The sequence below is a fragment of the Clostridium sp. genome (assembly GCF_050717535.1).
In the GTDB taxonomy this organism is placed as follows: domain Bacteria; phylum Bacillota; class Clostridia; order Clostridiales; family Clostridiaceae; genus Clostridium_AD.
Map to the genome: position 1 here is coordinate 34410 of NZ_JBOITM010000068.1, position 18936 is coordinate 53345.

Genomic DNA, 18936 nt, shown 5'->3' on the forward strand with positions numbered 1-18936 from the left:
ATTGCCTCCATTTATTTATTCTGAAATTAATATATGATTAATAAAGTCCCCTTGAACTTTAAAAACCTCTTTTAAAGTAGTTCTATTTAGAACTTCTTCACTCTTACCAAAAGCATAAACTCCCTTTTTATCTAAAATCAACAATTCATCACAAAATTTTCTAGCAAAAAAAAGGTCGTGAATCACAATGATAACAAGTTTCCCTTTGTTAACTTCCTTCCTTAATTGCTCAAAAAATTTTATTTTATAGAAGATATCAGCATTTGAAAGCCCTTCGTCTACTAAAATCACATCACTCTCTTGAGCTAGAATTTTTGCAAACACTGCGCGCTGAACTTCTCCGCCGCTTAAAGTTGTAAGAGGCTTATCTGCAAAGTCATCCAAATCATTTTCTATTATTTTTTCACAAACTATTTGTTCCATTTCAATATTGGTTTCTCTATCATGACAATAGCGCCCCATGCCTACTAGCTCCCTAACTGTATATGGAAATTTAATAGATGTATTTTGCCGCATATATGAAAGTTTCCTGGCCATTTCCTTGTTGGAATACTTATAAACAGGCTGTCCACTAAGATAAATTTCCCCTGAATCCATTTTTAAATCTCTTGCAATTACATTTAATAGAGTAGATTTTCCAGTACCATTTGGTCCAACAATTCCATAGAGCACTCCGGGACTAAATTGGGCATTAATATCTTTTAGGATTCTACGTTTACCATAACTCAAATTTATGTCCTTAAGCTTTAACAAAAAATCACCTCTTTTTCGCAATGAAAATATAGATAAAAAATGGTCCACCTACCATTGTAGTAAGTACTCCTACAGGAATTTCATGTTGTAGCATTGTTCGAGTTAAGGTGTCTGCAAGCAATAAAAACAGCGCACCCACAAGAGCGCTCATCGGCAATACTTTGCGATTATCTGCTCCGATAAAAATACGACACAAATGAGGAACTATAAGTCCAACGAATCCTATAATGCCACATAGAGAAACAGAAAACGCAGTCAAAGTCACAGCTATTAGCATCAATAAACGATATAAAAAATCATATGAAATTCCAACAGAATTTGCTTCACGTCTACCTAGGGTAATAATGTTAAGCTGTCCCATAAAGCCATATGCAATTACAAAACATATTAACGTTACTATTCCCAAAACAATTACACTATTAATTGGCTTAGATGATAAATTCCCCATGAGCCAATACACCATACTGGCTACATCTTCATCTGCCAAACTTTTTAGGAGAGTTAATCCTGCTGAAAAAATACTACCTACAATAATCCCTGCTATAATAACATTTGTTGATTCCAAGTCTCCTTTTACCTTTGATAACCATAAGACGATACCAATGACAAGAAAACTAAATAATATTGCAAAAATTTGTATGGGCATATTTATCCCCAGGGTAAGATTCACATATATTGCAAGGCAAGCTCCAAAAGCACCACCAGATGCAATACCTAAAGTGTAAGCATCTGCAAGAGGATTTTGTAATAATCCTTGTAAAATAACACCACTTGTTGCTAGTGCACTACCTACAAATATTGCCACTAAAACACGTGGTAATCGGATATTATAAAAAATAGTGTGGGCCGTCTTTGGGTCTAAATTTATCAAATTAACTTTACCAGCTCCAACCGCAAATATAGCAAGTCCAATAACACATATCAAAAGCATTATATTAATCACTTTATATTTCATAAATCAATTTTTTCACCTAACTTTCTAATTTGAATGATAAATTTATGCATAAGAAAACAAAAAAAATAAAAAACCACACCTAAAGGATGTGGAATAATGCAATTAACTTTTTCACCTATTGGATAACCCAATATTATTGTCAAATTACGTATTTTCATCCTCCCTCCGAAGACTAAAATTTCACGCATTAGGCAGGTTTACTGGCTTTAGCATCATCTTACTCTCCAACCTTCTCAGTTTCCCAATGGTTTTCTGGATTTCATCCTCTAATACAGTAGCGGTGGGCTGCAGTGGGTTTTAACCACTTTCCCTTTTAACCCTTGTTTCAGGGCACCTAAAACTAATATTCAATTTTTATACTCACAATGTTTATTTTATCACCAAAGAAATATTAAAGCAATGTTTAATTATTCATTTTGCATTATATGTAGATTACATTATAAACAATTTATAACATTGACATTGTTTTAGAAAACTTGCTTTTGCTACTATTTTAAATTTCTCTTATTCCTTGGTAATATGCTCCTTTTGCTGATGATATATCTTCATCATAGAGCTTTATTTTAATAGCATTTCTAATAAATTCATTATTAAATTCGTCTTTTACAATCTGAATCTTAGTTATTATACTTCCTTTTATTGCAACTTTGATTGTGCCTTTAACCCCTAATAATTTAATTGCCCTAATAGTATTTTTAGATAAATCCACACCTGCATCTTTTAATATCTGAATACAAGTACTATCTCCATTTTGACACATTTTTAATATTACAGGAACTAAGGCTGCAATCTCGCCTTTATTTGAATTATAAACAAATTGTAATAGCTGTTTTCTATCATCACAATTTGTTGCCCTAAACATTTCTTTAGTTAACGTGCTATCTGGAAGTCCTAAATCATGCTCTAAGAAAACCTCTCTAATTGCCTCCATGGCTATAAAATATCCACTACCTTGGTCTCCAATTAAATGACCCCAGCCTCCAACCCTTACTTCCACGCCCTTATATTTTCCAATTGTAATAGAACCAGTACCGGCAATAGTCATTATGCCATCATTCCCTTTAAGCAAGGCGCTTAATGCTATTTCGCCATCATTAATAACTTTTATAGGGCAATTAAATCTCCCTTTTAGATACTGCTGGATTATTATCTTATTATCACCAGCCTCGCATCCAGCTAGTCCTAAACATAAGTATACACAATCATCTAATTTTAATTTTTTTATACATTCTAATATAGATAATTCTATATTTTTAAGGGCTATATCTTTATCTATAAGTATATTGCCAAGGCCAGCATAACCTCTTGCAATTTCACTACCATCTAAATCATAAGCTATAGATTCTGTCTTGGTTCCTCCGCCATCAACACCTATTATATATTGCATTTCGCACCTCGCTTTTTATAAATTTTTGTTGGATTATATGCCTTTATTTACGCTGCATCTCAAGTGATGATTTACCTATTGGAGTAATATTACCTAATATAACTTTTGCTTTTGCACCAGTGGCTGTTGGGATGTTAGAAAAGCTATTATTTAATGTCTCATTGCCAAGTATTGCAAAGGCAATTGCCTCCTTAGCATCAGACGAATATCCTAAGTCTTCTTGAGTTAAAACACTAATTTGAGGGAGTTCACCTTTAATAAGCTCCACTAAGTATGAATTATATGCCCCGCCTCCACTAATAATCATTTCATCTATATCTAATTTAGGAAAAATATATGTTTTATAACTATGGGCAATTGATTTAGCTGTAAAAACAGTTGCTGTAGCTATAATAGTTTCACTACTTAAATTTCTATATTTTCTTAAGATATCCTCTGTAAATTGCTTCCCAAATTCTTCACGTCCTGTAGTCTTAGGGGGAGATTTAATTAAGAATGGATGGCTCATTAAATCATTTAACATGCCTTTATCAACTTCGCCACTTCTAGCTATATCTCCATTAAAATCATACTTCACCTTGAATAATTTTTCGCAAATCTCATCTATTATCATATTTCCCGGACCAGTATCAAAAGCAATAACATCATTAATATCAGCATTTTTAGGTATTACCGTTACATTACCCACACCACCTATATTTTGAAGTAGTCTGTTTTTATCTGGACTTCTATATAATATAAATTCACTATAGGAAACTAATGGTGCCCCTTGCCCACCAGCAGCCATATCCATGACCCTAAAATTAGATATAACTGTAGTGTTTGTTTCATAAGCTATTACACTTGGTTCTCCTATTTGAAGAGTGGAGCTCATAAAAGTATGATGTGCTTTTGGTATATGAAAAATAGTTTGTCCATGACTTGCAATGAAATCTAATCTTTCCATAGGAAAATCATATTTTTTACATACCGCTTTAACTGCATCACTAAATAAATAACCAAGCTTAAAATTCAAACTACATATAAGTATTGAAGAGGAATCCTCTATACTACAGGCTACTTTTATTTCATCTTTAATGTCTTCAGGCATTTTCATATTTACATAGCCAATTAAATTAATTACAGTGCCTGTGTAATTGCCATTTATCTGGACCAAAGCAGCATCTATACCATCAAGTGAAGTCCCTGACATTAATCCAACTGCAAACAAATTGCCACCTCCGTTATTTTAATTTACTTTTACAGGTAATCTTCCACTAGTTCCTATTTCACCTTTTAATACCTTAACCAAACTGCTAATTGAAAGTTTAGTGTATTCGTAAGTACAAATGATTGTTGATACTTTATCTATATAACCCGAAATATCATAGGGGTTTCTTAGTGCAACTAAAACAATATCTTTTCCTGTAGCTATTAATCTATCTAATAATCTCTTTTGTGATTCATCTAAGTTCATATTGTAGCTTCCAAAAATTATAGTTTTTTTGTTTATTACCTTTGATATTATATAATCCTCATCTATTTCCTTTATATCATAATTAATATACTCAGCACCTATCTCATTTTCTAAAACACTACCTAAATTCGATTTTTCTATTTCTTCATCTGCAATAGATGTAGCCTGAGAAATTGGTGTTATTGAAATTAGGTCTTGATTCTTTAAAGGAAGTAATGATTTTACATCTTTTATCAATGTTATGCTTTTTTCACTTATAGCCATAGCTAATTTCGAATGTCTTTTAAGCTCTTCCTCATATATTTTGCAGTTCAATTTTCTCCAATTATATAAGTCGTACTTTTCTTTAAAATATAGAATCTTTTCAACTTTAGAATCTAAATCTTCATTAGATATAATCCCATCACCAATAGCTTTTTTAATAGCATTAAATGCCCGAATTTGAAGCTCTTTTGTATGAGATATGCACAATATATCGGCTCCTGCATTCAATGCTCTTATTACAGCATCCTCTATATCATAGTTTTCATTTATAGCTTTCATTTCCATGCAGTCTGTGATTACAAGGCCCTTAAAGTTTAGCTTTTCCTTTAATAACCCAGTTAAAATAGTCTTAGATAGTGTAGCTGGCAAATTGTTTTTTTCAAGAGCGGAGAATAGAATATGAGATGTCATGATTCCATCTATACCACTTTTTATAGCTTCAATAAATGGCACAAGTTCTACTTTTTTAAGCTGTGATAAATCACTTGATATTACTGGTATTCCTAAGTGAGAATCTACATTAGTATTACCATGACCAGGAAAATGTTTCCCACAACTCAATATTTTTTCGGATTGAAGTCCTTTAAATAAATACTTCCCATACTGAGCTACGCGTTCTGGAATATCTCCATAGGATCTGACACCAATAACTGGATTTTCAGAATTATTATTTACATCCAGTACAGGTGCAAAATTTATATTTACTCCCACATCATGTAGTTCCTCCCCTATGGCAGCCCCTAGTTCAAAAGCTTCCTCAAAGGGAATTCCAGCCGCAACAGCCATATTTCCTGGAAAACATGTTGCTTTATTAAAAAGTCTTGTAACCATACCACCTTCTTGATCAATACCTATAAACGCAGGAACGCTATTATGCTTCTCCATTAATTTTTGAATACTATTATTTAGTTCTGCAAGTTGCAATGAATCTTTAATATTCCTTTGAAATACAATGACATTTCCAACATGGCAATCACTAATTAACTCTTTAAAATCATCATTTAATTTTTGACTAGGAAAACCTACCAGGAGTAATTGACCTATTTTTTGATCTATGGTTAATTCACTCAACTTTGTACTCATATCTATCTCCTTTATATAATTCCCTACTATCTAATCTTCTTTTATATAATTTTCTTCAATATAATTTTCTTCAATATAATTCATACATTTTTTTTTCTTCTATGTACTCTTCTAAATTTACATCCATTTTCTCTAATAATTCATTTAAGCCGCCCATATTGTTCACAACTTTATCCGTTCCTGTTATCAAATTTATAAATGGCTGAGCTCCATTTGCCAAAGGTGGAATAAACACAAACTCACCACTGTGCATATTTTTTATCTCTAATAAAATATCTAATGCTAAAACAAAGGGATTAAATTCATCTCTTTGAGTTACATGAATTTGTATACCACTGCAAAGAATATTTGCATGTTTTGAAAAAGTAGGTGTAAAGTACACTTCTCTAAACATAACACCACTATATTTTTTAAAATTCATAATTGATACTAATTTTATATTATCAAGCCAAGGTGCCCCTATAATTTCAAAAGGCTTTGTTGTTCCCCTTCCTTCAGATAAATTAGTTCCTTCAAAAATGCAGGTTCCACTATAAATAAACGCAGTATCAATTGTAGGAATATTGGGTGATGGCTGAACCCATACTAAATCAGTGTCGTCATAATACAAGTCTCTATTCCATCCTGTGCAAGGCACAACTGTTAAATCTGCATTTATTTTAAACTTTGAGTTTATATATAGTGCAAACTCACCTATGGTTAATCCATAACGAGTAGGAATAGGGTATTTGCCAACAAATGATTCAAACCCATTTTCTAAAATATTACCCTGGACTATCTTACCACCCAATGGATTTATTCTATCAAGAACTACTATAGGTTTACTATTTTCATTACAAGCCTCCATTGCATAGGTAAGTGTATATAAGAAAGTATAAAACCTTGCTCCTACATCTTGTATATCAAATACCAGTAAATCAATTTTGCACAACATTTCCTTTGTTATCTTCTTTTTATCACCATATAGGCTATAAACTGGTATTCCCGTAGCAAGATCTAGGTAATCATCCACTTTTACTCCTGCTTGTATATCTCCACGGACTCCATGCTCAGGAGAAAATAGAGCTACTAAATTATACTTTTCATGTAGAATATCTATTGTTGATATTAGTTTTTTATTAACACCGGTGGGTCCTGTAATTAATCCCAACCTTTTCCCACTAAAAATTTCTGCATATTCTTCCAAATTATCTATTCCGTTATTCACCACTGTTTTCATTGAGTTCTCCCTCTTTAAAGATGATCTTTAATTAGTTTCATGGTTTCCTCTGGAACAGAAAAACATTCAGCATGGCCGGTGCCAGATTCAATTCCACGAACACGACTTAGATGAGTATAATATTCAAGATATGGGAAGGACTTGCTACCAGTAACAAACCAATGCGTAGCCACTGCCTTTTTCCATAACTCAAAGCCTGGGGTTATATCTACATATACATATGGTTTAAAGTCAACCGCATCCTCCCAGTTCTCTGCAAAATATAGCTTTGAAGCAAAAAATTTAGAACTTTTACGAAGAAAAAATTCATTACTGGCATAGAATCTGGCGTCAATGACTATTTTATTGGTAGTCATGTGGTCTTTGTGCATACTATTCTTAAAATGTGTAATAATCACATTAGGCTTGACCTCTCGAATAACATCACAAACCTCAAATCTAACCTTATCATTATCTGGAAGTTCTCCGTCAGGATAATCTAATACAATAGCCTTTCCACCTAGCATTTTAGCAAAGGTTTCTGCTTCTGTAACCTTTTGCCTACGGTAATCTGCCAGGTTCATATTTTCTGGAGCACCTTTTTCACCTGCCGTAAGTGCCAATGTAACTATGTTATCACCTTTTAACGCATGGGTTGCAAGTATTCCACCGGCTGTAAGTTCCATATCCCCTACATGTCCTCCGATAGCAAGAATAGTTATTTTTTCATAATTCATTTTCATTTGAAAGCTCCTTTCGCATTACTGCAAACTCTTTAACAGGAACAAATCCTGCACTTTTATATATTTTAATCGCTGGATTAGTAAGTCCTGTATACAGCGACATATATTCAACATTAATATTTTTAAGGGCTTCGCAGAGTTTAAAAAATAAAATGCTGCCTAGTCCATGCCCCTCATGCTCTGGCTGAACCCCTATCCCAGTAAAATATCCACGACCTGTTTCTTGTCTTATGACAGGGCCCGCAAACCCAACAACCTTTCTGCTTATAGCAGCAACTACAACAGGTGTTCCATTTTTTGTGCATTTATCAATTTCTTGTTGCCACAGTGGATTGTTAAATTCCTTCAACATTTCAGTTACTCCAAAATGTTTATCACCGTCAAACAAGTTGACCTCATAATTGAGGTTTAATAATTCCCTCTCCTTTTGAAAAGTATCTTCTGGCAGTTTGAAACTATCAAGATTAAGGTACATTGCACATTCACGGGTACGTTCTATGTAATTGGCCTCTAGCAAGAACTTGTAAAAATAACTCCCTACAGGAGCACCTGGAGCATTATTATGTTGATGTTTCTGGGTACTCGGAATATACCATGGAAGCATCATAGGGTTAAAGAAAAGTACTTCAGATTGCTTTTTTCCTTGCTTTTTAAAGGAAGTTTCTAATGCATTTGTTAGCCTTAAGAAATTGCTTATAGTCTGAATTTCCGCTGATAAAATAATACAAGTTATGTATCCTGAAGTCTCACCAAGGGGTAAATCATCCCCAGTGCAACCACAAGCAAAACCAACTACACCATTGTTATAAAGTATAAAAGTATTTTCTACCTTGAAATATGGACTACTTTTAAAAATGTTTTCAAAACTTTTATGGTTTAGTTCCACGTATCCATCTTTTACAGCTTCAGTATTCCACAGTTTTATTATGCCATCTGTATATTTATCATCAAAATTAACAATCATAATACATTTTCCCTTTCATTATTAAAGTAACCCCTCATAGATACCAGGTATGGATCCCTCTATTACTTCTGCTTGCACAGCTTTTTCATAAAATTCTAAAGGCCCCGCACCTCCAATTATTGCATACCCATACCCCATTTCTTTCATGGCTTCCAGGCATTTAATAAGAAGGGATTTTCCTATTCCTTGTCCCCTAAACTCATTATCCACACCAGTAGGTCCAAAAAAATCTCTGCAAGTTGCTTCATAGCAACCAAACCCAAGAATCTTTTTATCTTTAATAGCTATATAACAGGAAACAGGCTTGTTTGAAAATGCTACCTCACATTCACTAGCCCAATGTTCAGAAAACTTATCCTTAACCCATGAAATAACATGATGCTTCTCTGGTGGTAAAGCCCTTCTTATAGTAACCCCCTTATCAAAAAGTTCTTTTAAATTATTATCAGGTTTTAAATTGTATAATTTAACTAGCATATCTGGCATAGTTTTCCTCCTATTTTAAAATATATTTTTGAAATTAGTTTATTATCTTCTACCATAGAAAGTTGAGCTATTAGCCTTTAACTGCTCCTACTGTTACACCCTCTAAGAAATACTTCTGAAGGCAGAAGAAAAGTATAAACATTGGCAAAGCAGAAATCGTTGCTCCAGCCATCATCGGTGCAAAATAAGTGGTGTTTGCAAAACGGAAATTTTTTAGTCCAACTTGAATTGTCTGCATGTCCATTGTTTTTGTAACCAGGAATGGCCAAAAGAAAGAATTCCAGTTATCCATAAATGTAAGTATAGCCATTACAGCTAAAACAGTTTTTGAAAGTGGAAGTATAATTTTCACGAAGATTTGGAATTGATTGCAACCATCAATCTTTGCGCTTTCAATAATTTCTGTTGGTAGCGTTGTCATAAATTGTTTTGCTAGAAATATATTAAATACACCACATAACCCCGGTAAAATTAGGGCTGAATATGTATTTGACATTTTAAAAGTATTTACAACAAGAATATAAAGTGGTATCTGAGTAACTTGATATGGTACCATCATTGAACAAAGAAGCATAGAAAATACAAATTTACTTCCAGGAAATTTTATTTTAGCAAAGGCATATCCAGCCATACCCGCAAATATTACATTAGATACAGTTATTGTTGAGGCTACTACTAGAGAATTTATAAGCCATCTATAAGAGTATTTACTAAAATTGAAGAAAAACTTATAGGAATCAAGAGTTAACTTTTGTGGTAATAGAGAGTAACTCATAGCTCCAGCTTCAACGGGATCTGCAAAAGATGAAATAACCATAAAGTATATAGGAAAAAGTGTAATGCCTGCAAAAATAAATAGCATAACTATTGAAATTACTCTGCCAATTTTTGCACTTTTCTTATTTTTTGCGTAACCACTATATAAAGACATTTAGAAAGACCTCCTTTTTTTACTTAATATTCAATATCATCGCCTAAAAATTTAAACTGAAATACAGAAATTATTGCAATTATAACTGCTAATACCAATGATTGTGCTGCAGCTACACCAAAGTTAGAGTATTTGAATGCATTGTTAAATATTAATAGACCAACCATTGTAGTTGCATTATCTGGTCCACCTCCGGTCATCATATAGGCACTCATAAATACTTGGAAAGATCCAATTATACCTGTAACCAGTAAAAAAAGTATTGTTGGCTTTAAAAGAGGAACTATTATATATCTGATTTTCTCCAAAAACGTTGCTCCATCTAAGTCTGCAGCTTCAAAATAGCTGTCGGGTATACCAAGTAAGGCAGCAATAAAGATAATGATGCTAGTTCCATGACTTGAAAGCCAAGACATAAGAAGTAGTGAGAACATTGCCGTTTTGCTTGAACCAAGCCAATTTTGATTAGATATTCCTAAAAAACTTATTAATTTATTAAATAAACCCGCTGGAAGTGGGTCATAAATCCATAACCAAACCACGGATAATGCAACTCCTGAAGCCACTGCTGGTAAATAGTAGATTGCCTTAAACATAGTCTGCATCCATTTCCTAAGTGGAAATATTAAAAGTGCAATAGTAAAAGAAAAGACTAGTGCAACAGGAACAGCAAATACAGTATAAATCAGAGTATTAAATATTGCTTTAGCAAATAATTTATCATGTAACAGCCCTGCATAATTGTCTATTCCAACCCAGACTGAGCCTAAAGGCTTAAATTTCTGAAAGCTGATAATAAACGCACTAATTACTGGATATAGGGTAAACATGCTGAATGTTATAAGTGCTACTATAATAAAGACATATCCCCAAACATAATCTCCTTTTAGTTTGTTCTTTTTCCTATTTTCAATTACCACTGATTTATCTTTAACCTTCATAAAATCTCCTCCTGTAAGTCCTATTCTAGTACAATTAACAACCTAATGTGTTTATAGTACTATTTTTAAAAATATACCCCGCCCAGTCTTTAGTGAGCGGGATATATTATAAACTATACTTAGTCTTTAACAACACCACTTTCACCAAATGTCTCTATGGCAGCAGCCTTAACTGCATCATACATTTGCTGAGGAGTGATTTCATTCGCAAGTAGGGCTTGAAGTTTTGGAATTATAACTTCATCCTCAAGTTTAATTGACTTAGCACCAAGCTCTGATGTGATGTCTGGTCGCGCAATAACTGCTTGCTTGATTAGTGTCTCTACTGCAGCAGCATTATCTGCATTTCTGATTGTAGACATACTCTTTGCAGCTTCTCTTGAACTTTTTGTAATCTGTGCTACAAATAAATCATTATTAGTCTGTGCTGCAACTGAACCTGATGCTAGGAAATAAGCAGCTTTAACAACATTTGCAACATGCTCTGGGGTTGGATCTGTTTTACCACGGAAGGTTACATATCCATCTACGGCAGCTGCAGCTTGTTGCTTTTCGCCAAGGAAGGTTGGAACTGGGAGAACTATATAATCAACCTTTATGCTGTTTTTTACAGCACTGCTATCCTTATCAGTAATTTTCTTATTGTTTGCATTCGCGGAATTTTCAAACACTGCAAGTCCCTTCCCTGTAATCATAGTTTGTCCAGTAAGGAACATATTCCAACGTTTACCTGCATCTACTGAACTTAATTCTTTAGGCATTGAACCATCATCTATAAGAGTCCTTATACCCTTAAGAACTTCTAAGTAATTTTTACTTGTGTAAGCATATTTTAAATCCTTTGTAAATGGAGAAGGCATTCCTGCTTCTTTAACGAGTACTCCTAAATAATCCTTAGAGGCAACCCCTGATGCGGCAAATACAAAGCCATAACGAGAGGTAGCACTACCTTTCTTTACAACACCCTTTTTAATAGCTTCTCTGAACTGGTCAAAAGTCCACCCATTTTTTTGAACTGATTTCCAATCAATACCAGCTGTTTCCAAAAATTGTTTATTTCCACCTAAACAGTGAATTTCCATGTAAGCGGGAAAGCCATAAAGACCCTTACCATTTTTCATATATCCAAGAGGGCCAGCATCAAAATCACTAAGCATTTCAGGCTTGGCCTCTTTGCTGATATCCATAATCAGACCAGAATCCACATATTTGGATACTCCTTCTGAACCGATGAATGCTATATCTGGAGGACTACCTGCATTAACTTGAACATCTAATTTCTGAGTCATATCTTCCCAACTAGCTGGTTCAATTTTTAAAGTTAGATTTGGATACTTTGTGTTAAAATCTTTAGTCATTTGATCAAAATTCTTTTGGTAAGTAGGCGATACTGGTGGAAGCAATGCGGTAATCGTGTCCTTTGCCATTGTGTCTTTAGCTTTAGTATCACCCTCTGCTGCTTTTTTACCACAACCTACAAATGTTGAAGATATAATTGTCATTGTTAATAACATTCCAATAATACATGTGGTTCTTTTCATAATAATACCCCCTAATTTAATAATTTTATTTTTACCTTACATTATAAGAATATATATACATATATAAGTAAAATAAATTTCATTTTCATTGAGACTAGGCTGTTGCAGCCTTTATTGAGTCTTTAAGCTTTCCGTCATGCTTCTCTAAAATAGACTTAGCACCATTTACGTTTAACCCAGTTTTAATCATCATTATGGCAAGCTTTGCATTTCGGTTTGACAGTTCTAGATACTGCAATGCTGTTATATCATCAACTCCTGTTGCCAGACACACTATATGTCTTGCACGTTCATAAAGCTTTTTATTTGTTGCTTTTAAATCTACCATAAGGTTTCCATATACTTTTCCAAGTTTAACCATAGTACATGTAGTCAGCATATTAAGTACTAATTTTTGTGAAGTACCAGATTTCATACGGGTGGATCCTATTATAACCTCAGCCCCAACAATTGGAGCTATACAGACATCGCATATTTTTGAAAGTTTAGAATTATTGTTATTCACAAGTCCAATGGTAGCTGCACCTATTTCATTTGATTCTTTAATTGCGGCAAGGACAAAAGCTGCTCCACCACTTGCAGTTATTCCAACTACAACATCTTTACTAGTAATTTTACAATCATGTACAAGTTTTACTCCTGCCTCGCTGTCATCTTCACATCCTTCCGATGATGTTCTTAAAGCGGAATCACCCCCAGCAATATATGCTTGTACAAGTTGAGGGTCTGTTCCAAAAGTTGGAGGACACTCGGAGGCATCCAATACTCCTAGCCTTCCTGATGTTCCTGCACCAATGTAGAACATTCTTCCTCCACTTTTCAAGGAGTTATAGATAATATCAACCCCTAGTGAAATATTTGGAATTTGCTTTTTTACTGCTTCATGTATTATAGAATCTTGTTCATTGATAAGAATTAACATTTCTTCAGTATTACATTCATCGATGTTTTGAGTATCCTTATTTACTTCCTCCGTTGTTAATTCTGATAGATAATTATCCATCTTAAAACCTCCAACGAAATTATATTTATTTGTAAAATATAATTTCGGTATTTTATTTCATGCCTGGTGTAATAATATAAACCATTATATAAGTTGATACTTAAAATATAAGGGCCCTTAGTGCAAATCGTTTATTTTCGATGTTTAGCATTGAGAATATTATGAGTTTTGCTGAGATATTTCTTCACGTTACTATATTCTGCACTTGCAACACCCGCAAAAAGTATGTCTATTACATTAAGCATTGCGATTCTTGATCCCATAGCACCACTTCTCATAGTAATTTCTGGTGTTGAAATAAATAACACTACATCAGCTTTTTTAGCGAGCTCACTCTTATTGTAGCGGGTTATTGCTATAACCGGTGTACCAGAAGCCTTTGCAATATCCAATGCTTCCAAAATTTCAGTAGTACTTCCAGAATTAGATATAATCACTGCCACATCACTCTTATTAAGAAGTACACTAGCAGTTAATTGACTATGCCCATCCATATAAGCATGACACATTTTGTTAATACGCATAAATTTTTGCTGGGCATCCATACATACTAGCCCTGAAGCACCTACACCATAAAAATCAATCTTCTGTGTTTTTCTTAAAAGTTCTACCGCCCTCGCAATTTCATCACGATTAATAACACTTAAGGTATCTTGAATTGATTTGCAATTATTCATTGAAATATTATTAATAATCACCTGCAAATCATCACCAGGCATTATATCCGTATACTGTTCTGCTTGAGCCTCATCTGTTGCCCCCAGTGACCCTGAAATACTTACTATTAAATCCCTATAGCCACCATATCCCATGGTTTTGCAAAATCTTATAACAGAAGCATCACTTGTTTTACTTTTTGTAGCTAACATTTTAATAGAAAGACGAGGAACTTCAGAAGCATTTTCAAGGATATAATCAGCTATCATTTTTTCTACAGGGGTAATATTATCCTTCATCTCACGAAGTTTTAGTAATATATTGTCGTTAACAGGCATATCTACCCCTCCTAAGTAATCATTTGCACTTGATGTTTACTAATAATACATTATTTTAATGTTCTGTTAATTGAAAACCTTTACAAGTATCTTGTACATATTATAACTCATATGGAACAATATTTCAATAATAATTTTAAATAATGGAATAAAATTTTACTGGTCCTTGTTATTTCCTATATATAGAATGTATAAGATATATTGACAATTAATGAAATTATAAATATCATTAAATTAGATAATAACTATGCTTTATTTAAAGCATAATATTTTTGTACTGTTAGCTTAATATTAGGTATTAAATAATTATTCCAGGGGGGATGTCAATGGGTAGAAATTTATTAAACATAACCGATAAAAAATTCAGTGACGATATCAAAAGAATCTTTATGCTTTCATGGCCTATTATGATAGGAATGATACTTCAAAGTCTTTTAGGAACAGTTGATACATATTTTATTGCCAAACTGGGTACAAATGAAGCAGCAGCAGCTGCACTTTCTAATTCTGCATCAAGTGTAATTTTTGTTATATCCACTCTTGTAACCGCTGGAACTATAGCACTTGTTTCAAGAAGTTATGGAGAGGGAGATATGGATTTAGTTAGAAAGTTTAGTGGACAATCATTTACTCTCTCACTTATCTTGGGACTTATACTTAGCATAATATGTTTCTTAAATTCAGAAGCCATAATCAAACTTATTTTTAACCCAGAACCAACCGTAGCAGTTCTCACAGAAAAATATTTATCTATCATCTTTATTGGAACAATATTTGTATTTTTAAATTCAGTATTAAGGACAATATTACAAGCACTAGGAGATACAATAACTCCACTTATAATTTTTGGAATATCTAATGTGATAAATGCAATACTTGATCCGCTTTTTATGTTCACATTTCACTTTGGAATAAAAGGTGCAGCTATTGCAACCGTTATATCCATGATCTTTTCATGCATTGCAATTATCATTGTTATTAATAGGAAAATATATGGTTCTAGTCTAACTCAATTTATATTAAATATGAAGTTAAAACTAGAAGACAGTATGAGAATATTAAAAATAGGAGGTTTTGCATGTTTGCAGCAGCTTGCAAGACCTATTACTGGAATATTTATGTTCAGCCTCGTGTATGCAGTTGGAGGTAGAGAAGGTACTGCAGCCTTTGGAATAGGTGGACAACTATTTAACTATACCTTTATTTTCCTTGTTGGCCTTTCAACTGCCATTTCAATAATGGTTGGGCAAGGTCTTGGACGGGGTGATATAGATGGTTGTGATAAGATTATAAAAGAAGGATTAAAACTTGCAGCTTTTAATATGATTTTATTTTCAATACCCTATTTAATTTTTCCCGCTGGGATAATGAGGTTTTTTATTAATGATCCATTAGTAATAAAAACTGGAGCGGAATACCTAAGAATAGTATATATCGGTCTTATTTTCGTAGTATACCCAACAATTTATGGTGGTGTTTTTCAAGGGTCAGGAGATACGTTTCCTCCAATGATCTCATCTTTAGTTGCAAATGTAGTTTTAAAGCTACCTATTGCATATGTATTTGCAATAACATTTAATATGGGAACAAATGGTGTATGGGCTGCGGTAGCTTTATCTGTTGTAATTGAGGCAGTTATTATAATAGTATATTTTAAAACTAATAGATGGAAGGAGAAAATTATATGATAGTAAAAACTAAACCATCAGAGTTAATTATGGAGTACTTAAACAAAAATAAGATTATAAATTCAAATATAATAGGAATTATAGAAAATGAGCATGAAGCTGAAATATATGTAGATAATGAAGAAGTGTCTCGTGGAGTTCTTGTAAGATTTGAATATTTTAATTATATATATACGGAGGAGGATGAGTTTTTAGATGAAGTACTTGAAACACTATTTAAAGACAATTTCTATGGTTTTTCAGGTGTATACAGACCACTTGCACAGAAGATAAGAGAAAGATATTTAGTTGTCTGGGAAAGTAGATGTTCATTACACTACCTTCCAACAGAAAATTTAGATTTATGTCTTATAAAAAACCCTGTAAAGTCTATTTGTATAAAAGATGCAGAAATGGTTGATAAGTTTTACACTTATAGACATCCGGGAAGCCTTGATCAAATAAAAAAAGATATATCTAATAGACCTTCCTCGGCCATATATGCTAATGGAGATATTGCCTCCTGGGTACTTATTCATAATGATAATTCCATGGGGATAATGTTCACAAAGGAGGAGTATAGGAAAAAGAACTATGCTGTAGATACTTCATTAGATCTTGCATTAAAAATTATTGAGCTAGGGAAAATACCCTTTCTTCAAATAAATGAAGCAAATAATATGTCACCAGGTCTTGCTGCAAAATGTGGCTTTGTAAAATATGGTTATGCAGATTGGTTTGGTATAATCGAGGGAACACCCAAAAGTCTAATAGATACAAACAACCAAGACAGAAATAATCACCTTAAAGCCCTTGAAGGATTTAAATATTCAGATGACAAAGAGCTTAATTGTATGTACCTTCCACCCTACATTTTTAATAGTGAATATGAAAAAATAGAGGGATTTACTATTGAAAAAGTAATTGATGATAATATGATAACTAAATGGTGTGAAACCTTTGTATCATCCCTTGAAATGGAAGAAAATCAAAAGGATATTTTTAGGGATATAGTTTATAAAACTGTATCAAATACTGAAAATGGCTATACCCTTTATAGCGGCATTTTAAATGGCGAGATAGTTTCTACAACCGCATTCAGTAAATTGGATAATGATTGCTTAGGATTGTATTTTTGGAGTGTTAAGCCTTCAATGAGAAGAAGAGGAATTGCACGAGCTACAGTAATTGAAGCATTAAAAACTGTCACAAAAAGCGATGATATAGAGTTTATATTACTTCAAAGTACTGCTAATTATCAGGATATGTTTGAAAAAATGGGCTTTGTTCACAGTCATTATATGAATAACGATGGGGAGAACTAGACCATATTAACAGCGTAATTAGGATTTTAGAAAGGAGTATTTAAAATGAAACTAATTGAAAAGAAACTTATACCCTATTCAATTATTTTAGTAGTAGTGTTTTATTTTATTCCAATTTCTAGAAAAGTTGACACAAGAGTAGAACTTATGATTACTTTGCTTATTTTTTTAAATCCCCTTGCATGTTTGGGAACTGGAGCAATTTTTGGTCTAAAGCACGGCTTTGAACCATACTTTCTGCTGCTTATAACCTTGCTATTCATTCCCTCTGTTTTTATTTTTTATAACTCTTCCGCCATTCTTTATTTTGTACTATATTTGTTCTTTTCTGCCGCGGGACTTGGAATTGGTTGTGGCCTTCGTAAGTTTAGAAAAGCATAAAAATACATTATATTTTAATATAGCATTATTACATTAGGGTTTTTCAAGCTCAAGAGGGTGGTTTTTAAAAAGTTAAACATCTTTCCGTTAGTCTTTAGCATTTTACTTTTGTTAGTAGCATATCTAGTAACCGTAACCATAAATCAATTAATATTTTGAACTCACGTTAACGTAATTGATTATATATATTTTTTCCAATATAATGAACATAAAAGATATATGAGAAGAGGTGCAATTAATATATGAACTATAATATAGAATTACTAAGGCAAGAAAATTATAAGCCAACATTTTGGTCCGGAGGTATGGCTACAGAACTTACAACATATCCGATAAATTCTGATTATGCTAGTAAAAACTTTTTATGGAGGCTGGGAGTCGCTAAAATTGATATACCAGAATCTACTTTTAGTAGTCTACCAAAAGTTTCGCGTAAATTCATGGTTATAGAAGGAATAATAACTCTAGACCATGACAATAAGTACAAGAAACTACTTAACTCCTTTGAGCAAGACGACTTTATGGGCGATTGGAAAACTAAAAGTTATGGTAAAGCTTCTGTTTTTAATTTAATGACAAAAGAAAATTATAATGGTGAATTACTTCATCTTAATATTAGTCCACGCAAACAGCTTAAATTCGAATATAAAACTCCATTAAATAAAGATTTAGCAGCAATTTGTTTTTACACTGTAAATGGTGGGTTTAACTCTACTATTAATGATAAAGTTTTTAAAACTGTTAAGAATGATTTAATTTTAATTAACTGTGTAAATTCAAGCTATACTAATGAATTTATGCTTTTAAACAATACTTCAGAAATTACTAATATAATAGTAAGCATAATTTATCGAAATTAGCTT

General features: G+C 32.9%; 18 protein-coding genes and 1 riboswitch. Of the genes, 4 read left to right on the top strand and 14 right to left on the bottom strand.

The window, feature by feature from the left end; translation table 11 throughout:
* Window positions 1-15 precede the first annotated feature (15 nt).
* The 14 genes from ACREVU_RS10675 to ACREVU_RS10740 form a co-directional block, all read right to left on the bottom strand.
* Window positions 16-753 (bottom strand): ABC transporter ATP-binding protein, encoded by a 738-nt coding sequence (locus tag ACREVU_RS10675; protein WP_431551586.1) that lies wholly within the window; start codon window positions 751-753, stop codon window positions 16-18.
* 4 nt (window positions 754-757) lie between these two features.
* A complete protein-coding gene (locus ACREVU_RS10680; RefSeq protein WP_431551587.1) occupies window positions 758-1708 on the bottom strand; it encodes a FecCD family ABC transporter permease in 951 nt (316 codons plus the stop codon).
* A 173-nt stretch (window positions 1709-1881) separates the two neighbouring features.
* A riboswitch (cobalamin riboswitch) is annotated at window positions 1882-2061 on the bottom strand.
* 140 nt (window positions 2062-2201) lie between these two features.
* Complete coding sequence (locus ACREVU_RS10685) at window positions 2202-3095, bottom strand: BadF/BadG/BcrA/BcrD ATPase family protein (RefSeq protein WP_431551588.1); 894 nt, start codon at window positions 3093-3095, stop codon at window positions 2202-2204.
* A gap of 43 nt (window positions 3096-3138) precedes the next feature.
* The gene (gene anmK / locus ACREVU_RS10690; RefSeq protein ID WP_431551589.1) at window positions 3139-4305 is read right to left on the bottom strand and encodes an anhydro-N-acetylmuramic acid kinase AnmK; all 1167 of its coding nucleotides are present in this window, start codon (window positions 4303-4305) and stop codon (window positions 3139-3141) included.
* 18 nt (window positions 4306-4323) lie between these two features.
* Window positions 4324-5898 (bottom strand): glycoside hydrolase family 3 protein, encoded by a 1575-nt coding sequence (locus tag ACREVU_RS10695; RefSeq protein WP_431551590.1) that lies wholly within the window; start codon window positions 5896-5898, stop codon window positions 4324-4326.
* Window positions 5899-5968: 70 nt separating this feature from the next.
* Entirely contained in the window at window positions 5969-7117 is a 1149-nt protein-coding gene (locus ACREVU_RS10700) for an exo-beta-N-acetylmuramidase NamZ family protein (protein WP_431551591.1), read from the bottom strand.
* Window positions 7118-7131: 14 nt separating this feature from the next.
* On the bottom strand, window positions 7132-7839 hold the full coding sequence (locus ACREVU_RS10705) for a PIG-L deacetylase family protein (protein WP_431551592.1): 708 nt from the start codon (window positions 7837-7839) through the stop codon (window positions 7132-7134).
* Window positions 7823-8803, bottom strand: a complete 981-nt coding sequence (locus tag ACREVU_RS10710; RefSeq protein WP_216161437.1) for a GNAT family N-acetyltransferase — start codon at window positions 8801-8803, stop codon at window positions 7823-7825. Before ACREVU_RS10710 ends, ACREVU_RS10705 begins: the two co-directional genes overlap by 17 nt.
* Before the next feature lie 21 nt (window positions 8804-8824).
* Window positions 8825-9289 (bottom strand): GNAT family N-acetyltransferase, encoded by a 465-nt coding sequence (locus tag ACREVU_RS10715; protein ID WP_216161432.1) that lies wholly within the window; start codon window positions 9287-9289, stop codon window positions 8825-8827.
* Window positions 9290-9359: 70 nt separating this feature from the next.
* Window positions 9360-10220, bottom strand: coding sequence for a carbohydrate ABC transporter permease (locus ACREVU_RS10720; RefSeq protein WP_216161429.1), 861 nt, complete (start codon window positions 10218-10220; stop codon window positions 9360-9362).
* A gap of 23 nt (window positions 10221-10243) precedes the next feature.
* On the bottom strand, window positions 10244-11161 hold the full coding sequence (locus tag ACREVU_RS10725) for a carbohydrate ABC transporter permease (RefSeq protein WP_216161426.1): 918 nt from the start codon (window positions 11159-11161) through the stop codon (window positions 10244-10246).
* 119 nt (window positions 11162-11280) lie between these two features.
* On the bottom strand, window positions 11281-12702 hold the full coding sequence (locus ACREVU_RS10730) for an ABC transporter substrate-binding protein (protein ID WP_431551593.1): 1422 nt from the start codon (window positions 12700-12702) through the stop codon (window positions 11281-11283).
* Between the two features lie 94 nt (window positions 12703-12796).
* Window positions 12797-13705 (bottom strand): N-acetylmuramic acid 6-phosphate etherase, encoded by a 909-nt coding sequence (murQ, locus tag ACREVU_RS10735; RefSeq protein ID WP_431551594.1) that lies wholly within the window; start codon window positions 13703-13705, stop codon window positions 12797-12799.
* 131 nt (window positions 13706-13836) lie between these two features.
* On the bottom strand, window positions 13837-14700 hold the full coding sequence (locus ACREVU_RS10740) for a MurR/RpiR family transcriptional regulator (protein WP_216161415.1): 864 nt from the start codon (window positions 14698-14700) through the stop codon (window positions 13837-13839).
* 326 nt (window positions 14701-15026) lie between these two features.
* Here ACREVU_RS10740 and ACREVU_RS10745 point away from each other — a divergent pair, with 326 nt between their 5' ends.
* The 4 genes from ACREVU_RS10745 (at window position 15027) to ACREVU_RS10760 (ending at window position 18933) form a co-directional block, all read left to right on the top strand.
* Window positions 15027-16388 carry an MATE family efflux transporter gene (locus ACREVU_RS10745; protein WP_431551595.1) on the top strand — a complete coding sequence of 454 codons (1362 nt, stop codon included), beginning with the start codon at window positions 15027-15029 and terminating at the stop codon, window positions 16386-16388.
* Complete coding sequence (locus ACREVU_RS10750; protein ID WP_431551596.1) at window positions 16385-17692, top strand: GNAT family N-acetyltransferase; 1308 nt, start codon at window positions 16385-16387, stop codon at window positions 17690-17692. Before ACREVU_RS10745 ends, ACREVU_RS10750 begins: the two co-directional genes overlap by 4 nt.
* 45 nt (window positions 17693-17737) lie before the next feature.
* Window positions 17738-18073 carry a hypothetical protein gene (locus ACREVU_RS10755; RefSeq protein ID WP_431551597.1) on the top strand — a complete coding sequence of 112 codons (336 nt, stop codon included), beginning with the start codon at window positions 17738-17740 and terminating at the stop codon, window positions 18071-18073.
* A gap of 242 nt (window positions 18074-18315) precedes the next feature.
* Window positions 18316-18933, top strand: coding sequence for a HutD family protein (locus ACREVU_RS10760; RefSeq protein WP_431551598.1), 618 nt, complete (start codon window positions 18316-18318; stop codon window positions 18931-18933).
* The last annotated feature ends 3 nt before the right edge of the window (window positions 18934-18936 follow it).